This window comes from Ferroacidibacillus organovorans (assembly GCF_001516615.1).
Taxonomy (GTDB): Bacteria; Bacillota; Bacilli; order Alicyclobacillales; family SLC66; genus Ferroacidibacillus; species Ferroacidibacillus ferrooxidans_B.
This window is the reverse complement of record NZ_LPVJ01000002.1, coordinates 13,203-31,476: the sequence shown is the minus strand read 5'-3', so window position 1 is coordinate 31,476 and position 18,274 is coordinate 13,203. Positions and strand designations below refer to the sequence as shown.

Genomic DNA, 18,274 nt, shown 5'->3' with positions numbered 1-18,274 from the left:
TTACGATCAGGTGTGTGGGAGAGGATCTGTGTGGGGACGAAGTTTGCGTTTTATGGCGGATGTACGACGATCGGTGGCACGATCATTGAACTTGCGCATGATGGATATCGGTTGATTTTCGATCTGGGGCGTGCGGTTTCGAGAAAGATGCCGACGATCCAAGGCGAAAAACCTCAAGATGTGATTCCCCGACTGCTTGAGATGGGGGAATTGCCAGATATCGAGGGACTGTTTTGCGAGGCGAAAGATCAGGATAGGATCGCAAAACAAACGCTCGTTGCCATCAGTCACGCGCACCTTGATCATATGGCGCTGCTTCCTTTGTTGCGTCACGACATTCCCGTGCTTGTCAGTAAAGACACCAAACGGATGCTAGAATCTCTTGACGAGATCGCAAAGGGTCCTGGCAACCCTTTGCAATATCTTGCGATCGAGGATAAGGAATTGTACATCTTTGGCCCATTTGTCATACGTTTTCAGCCGGTCGATCACGACATTCCCGGTGCCTCAGCTATTTTTATTGAGACGCCAGATGGAAGGTTTGTCTATTCTGGGGATCTGCGCCTTCATGGAAACCACGCAAAACGGACGCGTGCATTCGTGGATGCCGCACATCAATTCGCTCCGGATCTTCTTTGGATCGAGGGAACACGAGCACTTTCTGATGACCTTCCTGAAATGATCCCTGAACGAGAGCTTGTGGCTCCTATGGTGGAGGCGATTCGCGGCACGAACTCTGGTGTCTATTTCAGTTTTTATCCGAGAAACCCCGAGCGTATTGAAAGTCTAAAACGTGCCGCAGGGGCGACTGGACGCAAGCTCTGTCTTTTGTCGTCATCTGCATACCTTTATTCGCAGTTTGGCGGTGATTTGACAGAGATCTCACTGTTTCAGGGCCGCACAACAGAAGTTGTGGACGAACGAATCGCGTGGTTTTCAAACATGCAATTACCTGTTGTTACATCGGAGGAAGTCAGGAACAGCGAAGAGCTCTTTATGATCGAGATGCCTTTTGAGACACTGGGCGAGCTGTCCAAGATTCAACCGCGTGAAGGTGGAGTTTACATTCACTCGAATGGGCATCCACTTGGACCGTATGATGAGGATTGGAGTTCATTCCAAGAACAATTGCAATTGCACAGATTGGCGTATCGCCCGATCGGTTCGTCAGGTCATGCGAGTCGAGAGGAGATTCTGTCGATGATTGAGACGATCTCTCCCCATCTTTTTATGCCGATTCACACTCACCATCCTGAACGGTTTGACGTGAAACAGGTTCAACGCGTATTGCCTGAAGTCGGCGTGCAGTATGATGTGGGTGATTTGTTGCAAAAGAAACCCGTGAAGCGATTTTAAGCTTCACGGGTTTTTTCAAGGAGGTATGTGTTGAGGTATTGCGCTACGCCATCCTGGTCATTGCTGGCCGTGAATTGGTCGGCGAAAGGGATCAACTGTGGATTGGCGTTTGCCATTGCGATTCCGACGTCGGCATAGCGCAAGAGATCGGCGTCATTCATTTCGTCGCCAAACGCAAGCGTCTTTGCAAGCGAAAGCCTTAGTCGATTTTTTACGTCCCTGACGGCAGTCGCTTTTGATACGCCGGAAGGAGAGATCTCAATCACTTCATAGGGTTCTCGCCACGAACGGAATTGTACATCAAGCATGGGACGCTGGCTGGCTTCTTTTATAAACCGTTCATGTTGACTGCGGGGAACATGCAGGAGAAGTGAACAGGGGCTGTCGGGCAATCCATCATCGCGCCGGATTTCAATCGGTTGGCGTTTAGGATCGGAACCAAGGACGGCTTTCTGAAAGAAGGATGTCATGCTGTCCGTCCATCCCAATTCGCCGAAACGGTGAAGCAAGTAGCATTCAAATCCAATCTCAGCGACTGCCATACGTCCGCCGAGTGCGTGCGATCGTTCAATAAGATCATTTGCCGATGACTTTGAAATGGTCTTTTTTGCAATGATTTCTTGCTGGGTTTCGTCCCACAGGATTGCTCCGTTGAGCGAGATCAGCGGTGTCGTAAGAAGAAGTTCGCGGTGATAGGGGAGCGCTGCGCGCGGGGGTCTTCCTGTTGCCAATGCGATGGTGTGGCCGCTTGCCATCACGCGATAAAGTGTTTCTTTGCTCATCGCGCTGATGGTTTGATCTGGGTGCAAAAGAGTGCCGTCAAGGTCGATGGCAATGAGCCAGGGAACTGTCATGGTCTGCCTCCCAATGGTTTAGGGGTGATTTCATTGTAGTTTACCTATGTGATTCAGCGATGGAGATGGTGTAAAGAAACCATGAAGTTGGTGTAACCCTCAAGGCGTGTGTAGTGTGAGTGGAATCGTACCGTGTGTATCGACAGGGTTCACCCTGCCTTTTCCCGAGTCCTTCACAAAATACAGCCGACTGTCGGCCACGCGATAGAGCTCTTGGTAGGATCGTCCGTCAAGAGGATAAAAACTCACACCAGCGCTCACGCCTAGCTGCCATTTTAAAAGAGGTAATGATTGGGTTAATCTCTCCAGAAATTCGACGGTATCTTCGGGGCGTTCAATATTATCCAGTAAGAGAATGAATTCATCGCCACCCAAACGGGCCACAAGGTCTCTTGCGCGAATGGCTTTCTTCAGATGGCTTGCCACATCTTGAAGGGCCTCATCACCTTTTTGATGGCCGAGTGTGTCGTTGACCTGCTTGAAATTGTCCAGATCAAGAATGACAAAGGCCATTCGATTCTCCGACGTGATGCGGGTTTCAAACTCATGCTCAAAACCCGAACGGTTTGGCAGTTGGGTGAGCGCATCGGTGAACGCTTGCCGCTTCATATCTAAAAAACGACTTGTATGCGCAAGTGCTGGAGCTGCAATGTGAATGAATAAAGACAGTTTATGGATTCTCTCATCGGAAAACATGTGCGGCTCTCTCTCTAGCAGGAGCAAGATTCCAAAGCATCGATTTGAATCAAGGAGTGGGAAGGCGACCAGAGAACAAATCCAGGAAGGCAAGCCGTAGCGGGTTGCCTCAAGTTGAGTCAGTTCATTTTTTACAATCAGTGCATGCTGATCGACACACGATGTGAGCAGTGGGGTGATTCTTGACCGCTCATTTTCAGCTTCTGCAAACGCTTGTTCAAGCCTATACTGTCCTGCGCTGATTGCAGATTGCTGCCAGTGGTTTTGTTCACTTAGACGGTAGATGAGAATGCACTCCGCATTGCTCAGTTCACGCAATTCGTTAGCGATGGTCATATCGAGGTTCTCATTATGAAGGGAATGCATGATTCTCGAATAGGTAGAGTGCGCAGCGCCTGACCGCAAGTTTTCATTAATGTCTTCGAGTGCGCGCCGTTTGGGTTCAGGCAAAAGGAGTGTCAGGAAAAAACCTAGAGAAGCAGCGAATGCCAACAAGGCAAACAGCAAGACAAGGCCATTTTGGAGATTTAGAATCGTGGGAAAGAGCAGTGCTGCGATAAACGCCCCAAGTTTTCCGCCAGCCGCCGCAAATCCATGTCCAGTAGCGCGCAAATAGGTCGGAAATAATTCCGATGGAAACAAGAAGGTTGTGGTATTGGGTCCAAATTCGATAAAGAAATAACTCAGTCCATAGAGAATGATAAAGAGTGAGGTGCTGTGTATGACGGCAGGAAAGATGCAGATCGTGGCAAAGAGCAGGCTCATCATGAAAAAACCGAGTCCTTGGATAGGTTTTCGCCCCATGGAATCCATCCATCGGGCGGCCACCAGATACCCTGGAAACGCAGTCAATAAAAAGATAATGAAAGTAATTTCTGTTGTCTGTATAAGATTGGCGTGAGCGACGGTTGATTGTAAGATTAGATGGGATGAGACGCCGTTTCCATAAAAGGCGATGTCAATCAAAAACCAAGTTGCCATCACAACCAAGAGCCTTCGTCGAAACGGTGTCTGTAGCAGATTCATGCGTAGATTTTTGGATTGCGGTGGGGGATCTTTTCGATGGGGCGTGGGTTCACCTGCCACGATGCCAACGATGTCTGCAGTCCGGAGGTCGTTTTTTTTGTACATGCAATGTAAAACGCGGCGTCTCGGGGAGATTGCGTCTCAGATACAGTACGGATAACGCAGGTATTGCGCCGAGACCGAGTAAGATCCGCCAGATCACGTGATGTTGTAGTCCGGAGGATAGGCAGAGCAGTGTAATGAGTGGGCCTACGATCAATCCTACGCCTTGCATGGCAAACACAAGTGTGACAAGGCGCCCCCGAGATGGCCGATTCGCGAATTCAGAGACGATGACTGCACTTGCGGGATAATCTCCGCCGACGCCCAAGCCTATTAAGAGTCTGGAAAAGAGCAGCATTGGATAATTTAAAGATACAGCAGATAGAATTGCCCCGAGAATCAGTAACACGGTCTCAACCCCGTACAGTTTCTGACGCCCCAAGCGATCCATGAGAATGCCAAATCCAATCGCCCCCACGGCAGCCGAGAGAAGCGATACACTGTTTAGCACAGAGAGTTGCAAGAGCGTTAAATGCCAGATTGGTTGAAGCAAAGTGGTTGCAGAGCCAATGACAAAGAGATCATACGCATCTGTGAAAAACCCCATGCCCGTTGCAATCATCAATCGAAAGTGGAAATGACGAATCGGCGTCTCATCTAATTGTCTAAGCAACGAACTCGACGCTTCCAATGAATTGGCCACCTTCCGAATTTTTTAGTTTAAGTTTAATGCTGGAATGTAAATCCTTACTGAACGATATGTAAGGAAGTGATCTATTTATCCTAAAATTTCCATCGGAATCACTGTGAAGTGGTGTTTTTATTGTTGATTGGCTTCCGTTGCTCTTAAATCACGCTCATCTTTTTTACAATCCGTGTATAAATCAGAGAAAATCATTTTCCCTTCTTTTAATCAAATCGGATACTTTGCATGTGGAACAGCAACATCGCGTTGGTAAACTCTCCTCGAAGCGTGATGCAGGGGAGGCAACGCAGTGGATGCTGTTCAATTTTTGGATGTTGCGAAGCAGTTTGGTTCTCAGTGGGCGATTCGCAATCTGACTTTCACAGTGAAGACGGGCGAATTTCTCGTCATCGTTGGGCCCTCAGGGTGCGGAAAATCCAGTGTCTTCGAATGATTGCCGGATTGGAACAACCTACATCTGGATCGATTCAAATCTCAGGTGCGGACGCAAAGGAGACAACCCCTGGTGAAAGAAAGATCGGAATGGTCTTTCAAAACTATGCGCTCTATCCGCATTTGACTGTTTTTGAAAACCTGGCATTCTCACTGCGCGCTGCGCGAATGCAGAAGTCGCTGATCCGCGAACGCGTAGAGGAAATAGCAAGGCTCCTTGAACTGGAAGCAATGCTTGCAAAACGGCCCGGTGCTCTGTCGGGAGGGCAAAAACAGCGTGTAGCGTTGGGTAGGGCACTTGTTCGGCAACCCAGTTTGTTTCTTATGGATGAACCGCTTTCCAACCTCGACGCTATCCTTCGTGAAAAAATGCGAGTTGATTTGCGTCACTTGCATGAAGTGACACACGCAACAACGATCTATGTCACCCATGACCAAGTTGAGGCAATGACGATGTCTGATCGCATCCTCGTCATGCAACAAGGGAAACTTGAGCAGATTGGCACCCCCAATGAGATCTACCATCGACCAGCCACACTCTTTGTTGGCCGATTTTTTGGTTCGCCGCCGATGAATGCGCTGAAGGGAAAGATCCGCGTTCAGTCTGGACAATTTGAGTTCGTTTCGGCCCATCATAATGAAAAAATCGTGATGGCACAGCCCACAGAGGCGGGACTTGATCAATTGCTAGATGCGAGTCCTACCTGTTGGCTCGGATTTCGTCCTGAAGATGTGGAGGTTGGAAAAGGTGATGGGGTTCACCTTTTTGTCACAGTGACGTATCTGGAAACGCTCGGTGCGCGCACACATGTTCACGTGAAATGGGGGGATGATCCGCTCGTTTATTTTATTGAACATCAGGATCGCATTCCCGAACGCAATGAAACTGCATGGATCACGATCCCATACGCCGCCTTTCACTGGTTTGACGAACGCCAGGATCGACTGGATATCCATCCTTCGGGGCGAACGGTTCTATCCGTGAAAAATTCCAGACGCGTTCTGGCGGCCGTAAACGGAGTGGAGGTGTAAAAACATGTCTGTTGTGATTTCACGTTCACAAAGATTCCTTCGCAGGCGCGCCGAAACATGGGTTGGTTTTGGCCTGCTCATGCCGAGCATCCTTATCTTCCTTGTATTTTTTTACATCCCTGCAGCGTTTCTCATTTACATTTCTTTCTTTCACTGGAATATCTTCACGTCACAGAGCGCGTTTGTCGGGTTTGAAAACTTTGTGATTCTCTTTCATCAGCCGCTTTTTTGGCAGTCGCTGGCAAACAGTTTTTACTACGCAGCAGTAATCGTTCCTGTGGTAACCATGCTTTCACTCGGACTTGCGCTGCTTTTGCGCGGGGGAATTCGATCAAGGGGTGGTTCTGCTCTGCGTTCCATGGTGTTCTTACCGCATGTCACCCCAGTTGTTGCTACCTCAATCATCTGGATTTGGTTATTCGATCCACAATTCGGTCTCATCAATGCAGTGCTTGGTTTCTTCCATCTCCCACAGCCAGGATGGTTAGGGAGCACGCATTGGGCCATGCCAGCCGTGATGATCTTCAGTCTGTGGCATTCTTTGGGGCTCTATACCGTGCTGTTTCTCGGTGCGCTCTCTACACTTCCGCGCAGTGTCATGGAAGCGGCGCAATTAGACAACGCCAAATCGTGGTATCTGTTTCGCCGAGTCATCTGGCCGCTCGTGAGTCCTGTCACTTTTTTCGTTGTCGTTCTCGCAACGATCAACGCCCTTCAAACCTTCTCGCAGATCTATACGTTGACAGGAGGTCCACACGGTGGCGCAGGAGGGCCTGCGTTTGCCACCACAACGGACTCGATCCTGATCTATCAAACTGCATTTATTTACCAACACTTTTCGCTTGCATCTGCGATGAGCCTGATCCTTTTTATCTTAATTCTAGTCTTGACACTCTTGCAAAAGTGGATAGCCGATAAACTCGTTTTTTATCGGTGAGAGGAGATGCCGTATGTCAAATCGCTGGATTCTAGCCCTTCGAATCTTGATCGCAGTCCTTTTTATCGCGCCAATCTATTGGACGTTTGTCATCGCCACGGGCGCGCGCGGTGCGGCGTACAGTTTGCCTCCGGTCTTCTTGCCAGCGTTTCATTTTCATGCCTTATGGGTGGTCTTGACACAGACAAGTTGGCTTCGCTATCTCTTCAACAGCATGTTGATCACTTCGCTGACGATTGCCAGTGTCTTGGTAAGCAGCGCACTGGCAGGTTACGCTCTTGCAGAAATCAGGATGCCGGGGAAAAATGCGGTTTTTTATCTTTTTTTGGGCGTCATGATGCTTCCAGGCCAGGCGCTCTTAGTGCCGCAATACGTTGTGATGTTTCACTTGCATCTGCTAAATTCGTACGCCGGACTGATTCTGCCGTTTACCGCGAATACATCCGGAATCTTTCTGTTCCGCCAGTACTTTATGAAACTTCCGCGCAGTTATCGAGAAATCGCGCGCGTGGAGAATGTGCGTACGTGGACGTACATCAGGCGCGTGGCGGTGCCGTTGGCACGTCCTGCGGTCGCCACAGTTACACTGCTTACATTTATATCTTCTTGGAATCAGTTTCAATGGCCACTGATTATGACGGATACGACAGCGATTGCCCCCATCGAGTTGGCGCTGACCCGCTATATGCAAACCTATCAGGCAAATTGGAGAGAACTCGCGTCTGCGGCTTTGCTGGCGCTTGTGCCGATCATCATCGTGTTTTTGTTTACCCAAAACCACATTGTTGCGGCAGTCGCCGGTGGTGAGCAAGGTTCTAAAGGATAAGACCAAAAGACGGTGTCGTGAGAGGGGGGATCGTTGCAGGAGGGGTTGGGTGAATGAAAACAGTGTGGTTATGGTTGGATACATTGATGGAGGTGGAGTTTTGTGAAAGCGAAATGGACAACTTGGATGGTGGCACTGGCGGCAGGATCGTATTGTGTCGTGAATGCGTCGCAAGGTGCCGTACAGGCACAGACGCAACCGATTCAACAAGTGACACTTTGGGAATCGCATAATGGCGGTCCCGTTGCAGACGCCATGACGTATCTTGTGAATTGGTTTAACCGCACACATCCAGGCATTCATGTAACCATTGATGTCACCAAAGCGAGCACAAAGGCATTGGCCGCATTGGCAGCGGGCAACCCACCCGTGTTGGCTGAGATCAGTCACTATGACGGATCGTTTTTAAACGCGCATGCGCTATTGTCCCTTAACCCATACATCATGGGAAAAGGGGGAGTGAGTGCCAAACAGATGTATCCAAGTGTTTGGTCAAACGGAGAAGTGGGAAACCAGCACTATCGCATAATGGCAGACGCCAAAGTCTCTCAATTGACGTACAACACAAAGATGTTTAGGCAAGCTGGAATCAAGTCCACTCCCGAGACGTGGGCACAACTGGCGTCAGATCTTGCAATTATTAAAAGGAAGTTTCCGACGGTGGTCCCCTTAGCCTACAAAGATTCTTCTGCACATATTCTGCCGCCGTTTCTCGCAAATGGAGGCCAACTTTTTCTGCCTGGCTCAAACCAGCACAAAACAGATTTCCTTTCTCCTGCAGCTTATGAAACCTTCAATTATTTTCGAACGCTGTACGCCAAGCATGAGATGATATTTGCGCATGGCGCGAATATCCGGTCTGATTTTGGTGCAGGGAAAATTGCCGTGGCGGATGGCACATCAGCAGGATACGAGAAGATTCTTGAGGCTGTTCATGGACGTTTCCCGGTAGGTGTCTTTGCGTACCCCAAGGGATCATCAGGCCATACCGCAAATTTGGTTCAAGGACTAGGGTTTGTGATGATGATGGATCACACCAAAGCGCAGGACGCTGCAGCCGCAACGTTCATCAAGTGGTGGTTTCGTGATGGGCCGCAGGTGTATTGGGGCGAACATTCTGGGTTTCCGCCAGAGACGAGATCCGCTGCGTCGCATATCCCTGCCTCTTACAAGGCAACCCATCCGGGCACGAGTGTGGCAATTTCTGAGCTGGCTTCACCCTACACCATACCTCGCCCTGTTCCAAATGCATACAATGAGGTTCAGTCTGTGCTCGATTCATATTTTTACAAGGCAGTGACTGGACAAATGAGTGTAAAAATGGCGCTGACTCAACTGCAGCAACAGGCTGACGCTTATTTAAGTGGAAGTGCCCAACTCTAATTTTTGATCATCACGATGAAGGTGTGTTTTATGACGCTTGCACGCAGACGCAGCGAGGATTGAAGCAATGGCGTCTGCGTGCGAAGCAGAAAAAAAGTTCTATTGGAGGGGATTCAGCATGGAAACATTCGTCGCCATTCAATCGCGGTCAAGCATTAAAAAATTCTCGGATGAGACTGTCCATCGAGAATTGGTAGAGAAGTGTTTGGAGTCAGCGACTTGGGCGCCGAACCATCGCATGACAGAGCCGTGGCAATTTCGCGTTTTGCTGGGTGATGCCCGCATACGATTGACAGAGGCGATTGCCGAGCAAATGTCTGCGCTAACCAGTGGCGAACATGAAGCAGCGCCTGAGGAACACGGGACATTGATCTGTGATCGAGTCGCGGTTTCTCTCAAGAAATTGGGAGATGTGCGCCAATCGTTAGAGATCGAGAAGATACGTAGAAAGCTTTTAAGTGCACCTGTCATTATCTGTGTGTATTCAGATCAAGGAGGCGATCCTGTGACTGCGCGTGAAAATTTCTCTGCGACTGCGGCGGCTGTGCAAAATTTTCTGCTCTGTGCGCATGATCTTGGACTCGGCGCGATCTGGCGTACGGCAGAGTATTTTGAGGGTCCACGCGTAAAATCGTTTTTAAATGTAGAAGGTGGAGCGACATTTGTTGCGGCGATTTATTTAGGCTATTCCGATCAACGACAGATAACGCGAAGGAGAACCAGTTGGGAGAAAAAGACGTTGTGGATTTGATCAACAGGATGGCGTGACGAGATCATTACCATTTCTTTTGCGATTGTTCACGAAATGCTTACAAAGAAGAGGTAATCTTCAAATAGATTCCGCCCCGTACGCTTCACGGTCACAGCTGTCGATGAGGAGGCGATCTCCATGGCGAATGTGCTAATTGTTGAAGATGAGCCGAAAACTGCAGAGATCCTGGGATTATTTTTGGAGCAGAGTGGGCATCGATGCAGCATTTCGCACGATGGGCATGCCGGGCTTGGAAAAGCGCTTACCGAAACGTATGATGTCCTTCTTTTAGATCATATGTTACCTGGCATTGACGGTTTGAAAATCTGTCAGACCGTCAAATCACAGCGTGACGTTTATGTCATATTGATCACGGCAAAAGCGGGTGAACAAGACCGCATCGACGGATTGAATCAGGGCGCGGATGACTATGTTGTAAAGCCATTCAGTTTGCGTGAAGTGCTCGCTCGGGTGAACCGTTTGGTCATGGAGCGAGAGGGACAGCGCGATGCGCCGGAAAATATAAAGTCGCTGATTCGCGTTGGCAACTGCGTGCTTGATTCATCAGCACTTTCTTTGCGGTCAGGGATTCACGAAGTGGTCCTGACCGTGATGGAGAGTCAGATGATGAAGCTTCTCATGCAAAAATGCGGGGCTGTGTGCAGCAAATCTGAACTGGCAAATGCAGCTGGGCTGATTGTGTCAGGGGAACTCCTGGATGACGCTACAGCCCATAAAGTAACCTCGCATATGAGCCATTTGCGGCGGAAGCTCAATCAGATCGACTCTTTATGTCTCTTAAAAACCATACACAGCGTGGGATATAAAATGGTTAGTCTTGCGTCAGTGGACCGCAACTGATGCAGTCAAAGGGGTTTTATTCGCTGCGGCGACGGTTGCTCTCTTTTTTTGGATTGCTGGCGATTTTGATAGGGCTTACCGATTTTGCTGGATCGCAACTTGTGGTTCATCAAGAACTGAGTGTCTATGCGGAACACGTACGCCAGGATCAGGTTGATGACTGGGCAAGAATCCTCTCTGCATTATACGTGGAGCATGGCAACTCTTGGTCATTCTTGGGGTCGATTCGCTCTCCAAAATCCCTTTTTCCTATCGATGGACTTGTACTTGGTCAAACGCAGTATAGTATCGTCTCGAATCGTAGGGTGTTGGTTGCCTTTCCCAAAAGCACGAAACCACATTCTTCATGGTTGAAAAGCCCCATTGTCGTGATGGATCACTCGGTGGGTACGCTGTTTATCCGACCTACCGTCTCGCCGTCACTCGCGCAATTGAGTCATCAATTGTTCAGTTATTTTTCTCTGTTACAGGCATTCTGTATTATCGCGGCGATTGCGCTTTCTACCTTGATTGCCATCCAGGTACTAAGACGTGTTCTGCGCCCTTTGGAACAATTGACAGCTGCCGCAAAAGGTATTGCGGAACACATCTTCGATCTTCCCATACCGAAGGGAGAAGATCGCGAAGTCGCAGAGGTGTTGAATGCATTTCGCATGATGCAGGCTCACTTAACGATGGCGCAAGAGGCAAGAGAAAGATTGTTGGCGGATGTCATGCATGAGTTGAGAACTCCGATGACTATTATCGCGAATCAAATCGAAGCTGTGCAATTAGGGGTCAGCGAATGGAAGGATGAACAACTCACCGTTTTGTACGACGAAATGATACGCATGGGTGCTGTGTTGAATGACTTGCAACAGTTGAGTGATGCGCGGGCAGGTGTATGGAGACTCAATGATTCGTGGATTGATCTGAAAGAACTGATTGTGAATGTCAGAGAGATCTATCATTCGGAATACAAGATGCGCTCTATTACCTGTATGATCCATTCGGATCTTGATTCGGTAAGGGTTTTGGTCGATCGCAGAAGAATGACCCAAGTTCTCGTGAATCTGCTGACGAATGCGATGAAATTCACACCGGATGGCGGATGGATTGCGTGTTCGTTGCGTGAAATTCGCGAAAGTGGGGGTGGAATACAGGTTGCGATTCAGGATTGCGGGCCGGGAATCGCACCAGAACACCTCCCTTTTTTATTTGAGCGATTTTATCGTGCGGATCATTCACGTTCAAGAGATACAGGGGGATCTGGTCTGGGGTTGGCAATTGTGAAAGAGATTGTCGAACAACATGGCGGTTCTGTCTTTGTGAAAAGCACTACGGGTGAAGGATCGACGTTCGGGTTCACGCTGCCGGCAAACCGAACAGACAGAATGATCGTGTAATGTAACTACCAACCTTTTTGTCATCAAGGAGTATCGATCATTAAAAAAAACCTTTAGAATGGAATTATTCAGAGCGCCTTGTCCAGTGTGATGCGATACGTATTTGACGCTTTGAGCGAAAGGAAGTGAGACTGTGTATCTTTTGGTGGGAACTGCGAAAGGTCTTTTTCGATTTAAGAAAGATCAACAAGGTGAGTGGCGTGCGCTAGAGCCTGTCTTGTTGGGCGATCCTGTGTATACGAGCGCATATGACCCGACAACAGGCACTATTTTCGCTGGCGTGAATTCCGAATTTTACGGCCCATCCATCCGCAGATCGCGTGATGGGGGGGAACGTGGGATACAGGTGGGGGCGGACTTCAATATGACGCGGAAGACCCGGAGCGTGTGACACGCGTTTGGTCTATTCGTTGGGCATACGACCAAACTTTGTATGCGGGCGTTGAGGCGAGTGGATTGTTTCGCCGACACAAGAGGGGCGAATTTGGTTGCAGAATCACGGTGGGGTGTATCGAACGGATGACGGTGGTGATCACTGGCTGTCTGTCGGCGCACAGTTGCCTTCAGACTTCGGCTTTCCAATCGTGGGTCATCCGCGCGACCCAGAGCGTGCCTACGTGCTGCCGATCAACCGTTGGCCGCGCTTTGCGCCAGATCACGCGCTCGCGGTGTACCGCACCCGCGACGGTGGACAGCATTGGGAGCCGCGAAAGAGTGGACTCCCGCAAGAAGCCTTTTCAAGTGTTTTGAGGGATGCTTTTACCTCAGACGCAGGGGAACCGCTCGGTCTGTACTTCGGTACGACTTCAGGCGCCGTGTATGGATCAAGTGATGAAGGTGAGCATTGGCGCCTCTTGGCTGAACACTTGCCGCGAATTTATTCGGTCGTCGCAGTTGCTGAAGAATGATTACGGTACATTTGCCATTTGATCTCGCTGGTGAATTTGCTGCATCCCCAATGGTGAGGGTCAACGCTCGCAGTTGTGCGGAAATTTTGGAAGCGCTTGATTTCCAGTACCCCGGTATGGCGTCGTGGATCGCCGAGCCGGACGGACACTTTCGGGTGCATCTCAGTGTTTTTGTCGCAGGGCTTCGGCTACCTACGCGGGCGCACGTTTCGACTGCGGTGATGGATGGGGCCGAGGTGTGGATTTTAAAGGCCATTTCGGGTGGGTAGGCCATTGCGTTACTCTGATGGCTTTGAGGTATGTTTGAATTTGCGAATGAAGGAATCCGTGAAGATGACCTTCGAGTAGGTATCTTCACGGATTCCTTGTCATTTCAATCAGGCTTCGGAGATGAATTCTTGCGCGTCTGAGCTGCCTGCGTGTTTTATATTCATGAATTTTGTGCCAGAGGAAATTGCCCAATAAAAGCATATGAGAGAGACAATGGCCACGACAACGGAGTCCCACGGTGCAGGAATGATGTTTAGCCCGCCAAAACTGCCTATTTTAGAGAGAGCAAAGATCGCGATGAGATAGACGATAAGCCAAGTACCGCCAATCAATTCGCGCTTTCCGTACCTGTTGACGAAAAACGAGATGGCATAAAGAACGAGTCCGATAAAGAGAAGGGAAATGGTGGTCTGAAGCGTTCCCCAACTCGCCCAGTAGATGATCAGGGATCCGACGACAAATCCGAGTGGCGCAACAACGTGCATCGCTCTCATGCGCTGGTCTGCCTGTGTGATGCCCATTCTGCGAAACACAAGGACTGAGACGGCGCCTGCTGAATAGGTGAAGATACCGAGTGCCCCTGTCGTCGAGATGATGTTATGCCAGCTTTTGAGAGGAAAGAGATACAAAAGGCCGACGATAAAGTTCAGGATGAGCGCGCGGGTGGGAACGCCGTATTTCTCATTGATTTTCGCGAAATAATACGGGAAAAAGCGGTTTTTTGCGAGGCCGAACACGACCCGGGAATTGGAGGCGGTGTAGACTAGGCTTGATCCGGCAGGGGAAATCATCGAATCTGCCATAAGCATCCAATACAGCCACATGAGGTTTAAGGACATCGCGATTTGTGCAAAAGGAGAGTTGAAATTGACGCCGTGCCACCCTTTTACGAGAGAGGCGGTGGGGACGGTGCCGATGAAAACAACCTGCAAACCAATATAAAGGACCATTGCAACCAATATGGCGAGCAATACGGCGCGCGGGATATCCCTGCGCGGGTTTGCTGCTTCTCCAGAGAGGTCGACTGCGGCGCGAAATCCAGTATAGGCGAACACGATTCCCGCTGTGGCAATGGAACTAAGCCCTGCAGACCAACCGTACGGCGCGAACCCACCGTATGCCGTAAAGTTTTGCGGATGAAAGCCTGACATGAAAAACGCAAGCAGTGTTAGCGTCGGAACGATGAATTTGATGATCGTGACAACGAGATTGACTCTCGCGAAAATGTGTACGCCAAAGTAGTTTACAAGCACAAACACGATCATGAGAACAATGGCTAGAAGAATTCCAGAAAAGGTCAAGGTGGAACCGTTATAGACACCTGGAATAAAGCTTGAGAGGTATTGCACGATCCCAGAGGCTTCAGTCGGCGGGTTTCCCGCATATCCGAGCCATATTCCAAAGCCCACCATGGATGCGACGAGTGAACCGTTGGTGTACATCGGATAGCGCACCAAGCCGCCTGACTCCGGTTTGACGATAGCCAGTTCACAAAAGACGAGCGCGACGAGCCCGAACGCGATTGCGCCGACAATCCAAGCCACGATCGATTCTGGTCCGGCGGCTTGCGCTGCGTACATCGCGCCAAATAGCCAACCGGAGCCGATCACGCCTCCCAGCGAGGCGGCTGCCAGCGACCAAACGCCAAGCCGCTTTTTTAACAATCTGTCTTCGTTCATTGAAATCCCCTTTTATTTAAGGAATTATTCCGTAATACACCCTTTAATCTAAACTACAGTCTATTCACGCAATCTGTCAATCCACTTTTTACATGGTTTTACTTCGGCTGTGCTCGCGATTTTCGAATGGTATAGTGGTTGATGGATCGGATTTCGAAGTAAATGCTTGGAGACTGGATGTAGGCGGAGGCAAAGCATGAGAATTCATCTTGCAGTGATTGGGTCAAACGAGTTTCTTGCGCTACTGAGGCAACTGTTGGAAATGCACCCGAGCACATTGCCGACGGACGAATTTGTTCTTCACGAGCATTCTTATGAGCGATTTGAAACCATAGAACATGATGCGCTTGAAACGCCTGACCAGATGGACGCTTGGATTTATTCGGATGAATTGGCGTGTCATCTCGCCGCAACGCGTGCGGCACTTCCCAAAACCTGCGTTGTATCGCGTGACGCTCTTACATTGGTCGCGGTGATCGCGCAGTATGAACGAGAAAGTGGAGACCAAGTCGAAGCGGTAAGCGTCGATAGCATGTGTGATGAAGAAGTGCAGGATGCACTTGTCGCACTGCCGCATCTAAAGCATGTTTATCGATACCAAAGGCCTCTCTCGAGTGAATTGGAACATGGATTTGAGGATCTGCTCACGTTTCATCAAGTCAATGGCCGAGATCGACGTGTGCTGTGCATCTCGGGGAGCCGTCTTGTTGTTGAGAGGTTACAGGCGGCACGCCTTCCGTCTCTCTTTTTGCCATATCGCGAAAAATCGGTGATTCATCAGTTGACCGCTTTGCTGCATGAGATAAAATCAGAGCAGTTCAAGCGCAGTCAAGTGGCCATTCAGATCGTGCAAGTATCGAATTTCAACCAATTGATGAATCAAAATCACGCTTTCTATGATATCTATCGCACGTATTTAAAAACGCAAGGGCTTCTTTTGGACTATACGGAGCAGGTGTTGGGGACGTTTGTCTCGATAGGCAACGGACGATTCATGATTTTTTCAACGCGAGGCATCGTTGAAAATCAAATGGATCGCGCGAATCAGCTTTTGCAGCAGATCACCGGACTTACAAAGCTTGCCGCCAACATCGGGATGGGGTATGGTACGACGGCGATTGAGGCTGAAAAAAACGCGCGACTCGCGTTGAATCATGCCGAGCATGTCGAACACGGCGGATGCATGTATCTCGTGGATGAAACGGGCGCCCTTCACGGTCCTCTTCAAAATTTGAACAAGGCGACGATTAAGTTTCGTACGGATGATAAGGAGCTATCAAAGCGACTCCACCATGCGAAGCTAAGTATTGTGACGTTTGAGAGGATGCTCTCGGTGCAAGAGGCATCTGCCCAAAAATGTATTACAGCAGCGGTTGTTTCTGAGATTTTGGGAATGTCCGAGCGAAACGCGAGGAAGATCTTGGCCTCTCTGCATGGCAATGATTTGGCTGAAGTCGTCGGACATGAAACGCCGACAACAAAAGGGAGGCCGCGCAAAATCTATCGGATCAAGGGCTGACGGGCGCCATGAAGGCGCGATACGGATGAAAAATAAAATTGGTTGAAACCAAAGCGTTTCCTGTCTCGTCAATCCTTTGTATCTATAGGATTGACAATAGGAGAAGAGTAGCCATGAAACCTTTACGCACGTTTTCTTCACTGTTCATCGCGACCGTTGTCTGCACGACTGCGTTTGCACCAAGTTTTGACGCTTTCGCCGCGTCGGTCACCGCGAAAACGGCACCTGTCTATAACCCAGTGGTCACGCAAGCGATGCAATACGTAAAAAAACGAAGTGACATCCCCTTAATGGCGCCACTGTTTGCAGGAAATGGAAATGGCGCTCGCGGCAAGGCCTATCTCGCCGCGACAGCCTTTGCAACGGCAAATCAGTACCATGTCAGTCTGCAATTGTCCAAAACCCCAGTAGGGCTCAACAGCCCAGTGCTCGATCAACCGCCAAACACTGGCCTTGCCGGGCTGATTGGCGGGTTTGGCGCGACGGAGTTTAACACGGCCGCAAAGGCACTGCAACAGGTTGAGGTGACACCACAGTCTGTGAATGCTCACGGGTATGGCTACCTTAATCCAGAAGCGCAGCATCTTGCGTCATCGAGGGTGAATCTGGGGCTTGGCATCTGGAGTTCTGTCTATACAGGCCGCAACATCGCCTTGATCGATTGGCGCGAAGGGGAATGGTTCTTTCAAGTGCAGGATACGCGAATGATTTTTGCCAAGGGTACGGCGATGCAACTCGTGCGCTATCTGCACACACACCTGTTGCCTGAAACTCACGGACTCATGACGGTGATCGACGCCGGCGATGGGCAGCACACGAACCTCTCGTACGCGGTGGGAAATGTGGTTTACAACGTCTGGGATTATCACCACGCACTGTCCGCCGCGAGGATGGCGGTGAGCATGACACCTTATCATGGTGCACCAGAAGCAGTTTTCAAAGCCTCCATCTCGCGCGCGTTAACATCCTTGCAACAAACGCCGACGATAAATCTTCCCCTTTTCGCGCCGACTGACTTTCTCATGACAGCGAGTGAAATGTCTGCGATCCAGGTGCAGACACAGGTACAGAAAAACCAGTACACAATCACTCTGTCTCCCTCGGGATCAAAGCGCGGCGATACGAATCCAATCGCGTCATTTGGCGTACAGCGCTTTACGGGAAATCCGACTGCGCTGCAGTTTATCAAACAAATGTCGGCGCCGCCGAATTTCGCTGGGATGACGTCGCGCGCCGTATCGCTTGGCAACGGTATTGTAGGGAAAATTTACAGTGACCTCGGAATCGTGCGCTGGCACGAGGGGTTGTGGACGTTTGATGTGGAGGCAGGTTCTGCATCATCTGATCTTGCACTGGCGAAACGAATGGTCGCCTATTTGCATACACACCTGTTGCCAGAAACGCACGGTTACATGGGAGTGAAAAATACGCCTGCCGGTCACTTCTCACACCTTTATTGGGCATTTGGCCGTGACGTGTACAACGTCTACAGTGTGAGACATGCGTTTCAGGCGTTCCACATGGCTGTCTCTTCTGCGACATATTGAAGGGGTAAGGGGGAAGCACGCAATCGTCTGACCTCTTGCAAATTCAAAAACAGCCTCGATCCCT

Annotated in this window: 16 protein-coding genes and 1 pseudogene; 13 read left to right on the top strand and 4 right to left on the bottom strand. The window is 49.8% G+C overall.

Annotation, left to right across the window (positions count from 1 at the left end; all coding sequences use genetic code 11):
• The first annotated feature begins 30 nt into the window (after positions 1 to 30).
• A complete protein-coding gene (locus ATW55_RS00950; protein ID WP_067711118.1) occupies positions 31 to 1,356 on the top strand; it encodes an MBL fold metallo-hydrolase in 1,326 nt (441 codons plus the stop codon).
• On the opposite strand, the gene ATW55_RS00945 is transcribed toward ATW55_RS00950, so the two are convergent.
• The 3 genes from ATW55_RS00945 to ATW55_RS16945 form a co-directional block, all read right to left on the bottom strand.
• Positions 1,353 to 2,210 (bottom strand): Cof-type HAD-IIB family hydrolase, encoded by an 858-nt coding sequence (locus ATW55_RS00945; RefSeq protein WP_067711116.1) that lies wholly within the window; start codon positions 2,208 to 2,210, stop codon positions 1,353 to 1,355. The two genes, ATW55_RS00950 and ATW55_RS00945, sit on opposite strands and share 4 nt — an antisense overlap.
• 99 nt (positions 2,211 to 2,309) lie before the next feature.
• Entirely contained in the window at positions 2,310 to 3,887 is a 1,578-nt protein-coding gene (locus tag ATW55_RS16950; protein ID WP_160327133.1) for an MFS transporter, read from the bottom strand.
• A gap of 94 nt (positions 3,888 to 3,981) precedes the next feature.
• Positions 3,982 to 4,647, bottom strand: coding sequence for an MFS transporter (locus ATW55_RS16945; RefSeq protein WP_201024903.1), 666 nt, complete (start codon positions 4,645 to 4,647; stop codon positions 3,982 to 3,984).
• Positions 4,648 to 4,969: 322 nt separating this feature from the next.
• Between ATW55_RS16945 and ATW55_RS17110 the strand changes: the two are divergent.
• From ATW55_RS17110 to ATW55_RS00890, 10 genes and pseudogenes are all read left to right on the top strand, one after another.
• Positions 4,970 to 5,391, top strand: a pseudogene (locus ATW55_RS17110) (ABC transporter ATP-binding protein); the annotation flags it as partial.
• A gap of 45 nt (positions 5,392 to 5,436) precedes the next feature.
• The gene (locus ATW55_RS00935) at positions 5,437 to 6,144 is read left to right on the top strand and encodes an ABC transporter ATP-binding protein (RefSeq protein ID WP_423742939.1); all 708 of its coding nucleotides are present in this window, start codon (positions 5,437 to 5,439) and stop codon (positions 6,142 to 6,144) included.
• Between the two features lie 4 nt (positions 6,145 to 6,148).
• Positions 6,149 to 7,081, top strand: a complete 933-nt coding sequence (locus tag ATW55_RS00930) for a carbohydrate ABC transporter permease (RefSeq protein WP_067711113.1) — start codon at positions 6,149 to 6,151, stop codon at positions 7,079 to 7,081.
• Between the two features lie 13 nt (positions 7,082 to 7,094).
• Positions 7,095 to 7,907: a carbohydrate ABC transporter permease gene (locus ATW55_RS00925; protein ID WP_067711112.1), complete on the top strand. Its 813-nt coding sequence runs from the start codon at positions 7,095 to 7,097 to the stop codon at positions 7,905 to 7,907.
• Positions 7,908 to 8,009: 102 nt separating this feature from the next.
• On the top strand, positions 8,010 to 9,290 hold the full coding sequence (locus ATW55_RS00920) for an extracellular solute-binding protein (protein WP_067711111.1): 1,281 nt from the start codon (positions 8,010 to 8,012) through the stop codon (positions 9,288 to 9,290).
• A 118-nt stretch (positions 9,291 to 9,408) separates the two neighbouring features.
• Positions 9,409 to 10,041 (top strand): nitroreductase family protein, encoded by a 633-nt coding sequence (locus ATW55_RS00915; protein WP_160327132.1) that lies wholly within the window; start codon positions 9,409 to 9,411, stop codon positions 10,039 to 10,041.
• Between the two features lie 138 nt (positions 10,042 to 10,179).
• Entirely contained in the window at positions 10,180 to 10,902 is a 723-nt protein-coding gene (locus ATW55_RS00910) for a response regulator transcription factor (protein WP_067711109.1), read from the top strand.
• Complete coding sequence (locus tag ATW55_RS00905; protein ID WP_067711107.1) at positions 10,902 to 12,287, top strand: sensor histidine kinase; 1,386 nt, start codon at positions 10,902 to 10,904, stop codon at positions 12,285 to 12,287. Before ATW55_RS00910 ends, ATW55_RS00905 begins: the two co-directional genes overlap by 1 nt.
• Positions 12,288 to 12,775: 488 nt before the next feature.
• The gene (locus tag ATW55_RS00895) at positions 12,776 to 13,195 is read left to right on the top strand and encodes a WD40/YVTN/BNR-like repeat-containing protein (protein WP_067711103.1); all 420 of its coding nucleotides are present in this window, start codon (positions 12,776 to 12,778) and stop codon (positions 13,193 to 13,195) included.
• Positions 13,192 to 13,464, top strand: a complete 273-nt coding sequence (locus tag ATW55_RS00890) for a MoaD/ThiS family protein (RefSeq protein ID WP_153004959.1) — start codon at positions 13,192 to 13,194, stop codon at positions 13,462 to 13,464. The genes ATW55_RS00895 and ATW55_RS00890 overlap by 4 nt, the downstream gene beginning before the upstream one ends.
• Positions 13,465 to 13,572: 108 nt before the next feature.
• On the opposite strand, the gene ATW55_RS00885 is transcribed toward ATW55_RS00890, so the two are convergent.
• The gene (locus tag ATW55_RS00885) at positions 13,573 to 15,144 is read right to left on the bottom strand and encodes an APC family permease (protein ID WP_067711097.1); all 1,572 of its coding nucleotides are present in this window, start codon (positions 15,142 to 15,144) and stop codon (positions 13,573 to 13,575) included.
• 196 nt (positions 15,145 to 15,340) lie between these two features.
• Here ATW55_RS00885 and ATW55_RS00880 point away from each other — a divergent pair, with 196 nt between their 5' ends.
• Entirely contained in the window at positions 15,341 to 16,663 is a 1,323-nt protein-coding gene (locus ATW55_RS00880) for a hypothetical protein (protein WP_067711091.1), read from the top strand.
• Positions 16,664 to 16,776: 113 nt separating this feature from the next.
• Positions 16,777 to 18,210: a hypothetical protein gene (locus tag ATW55_RS00875; protein ID WP_067711089.1), complete on the top strand. Its 1,434-nt coding sequence runs from the start codon at positions 16,777 to 16,779 to the stop codon at positions 18,208 to 18,210.
• Positions 18,211 to 18,274 lie beyond the last annotated feature (64 nt).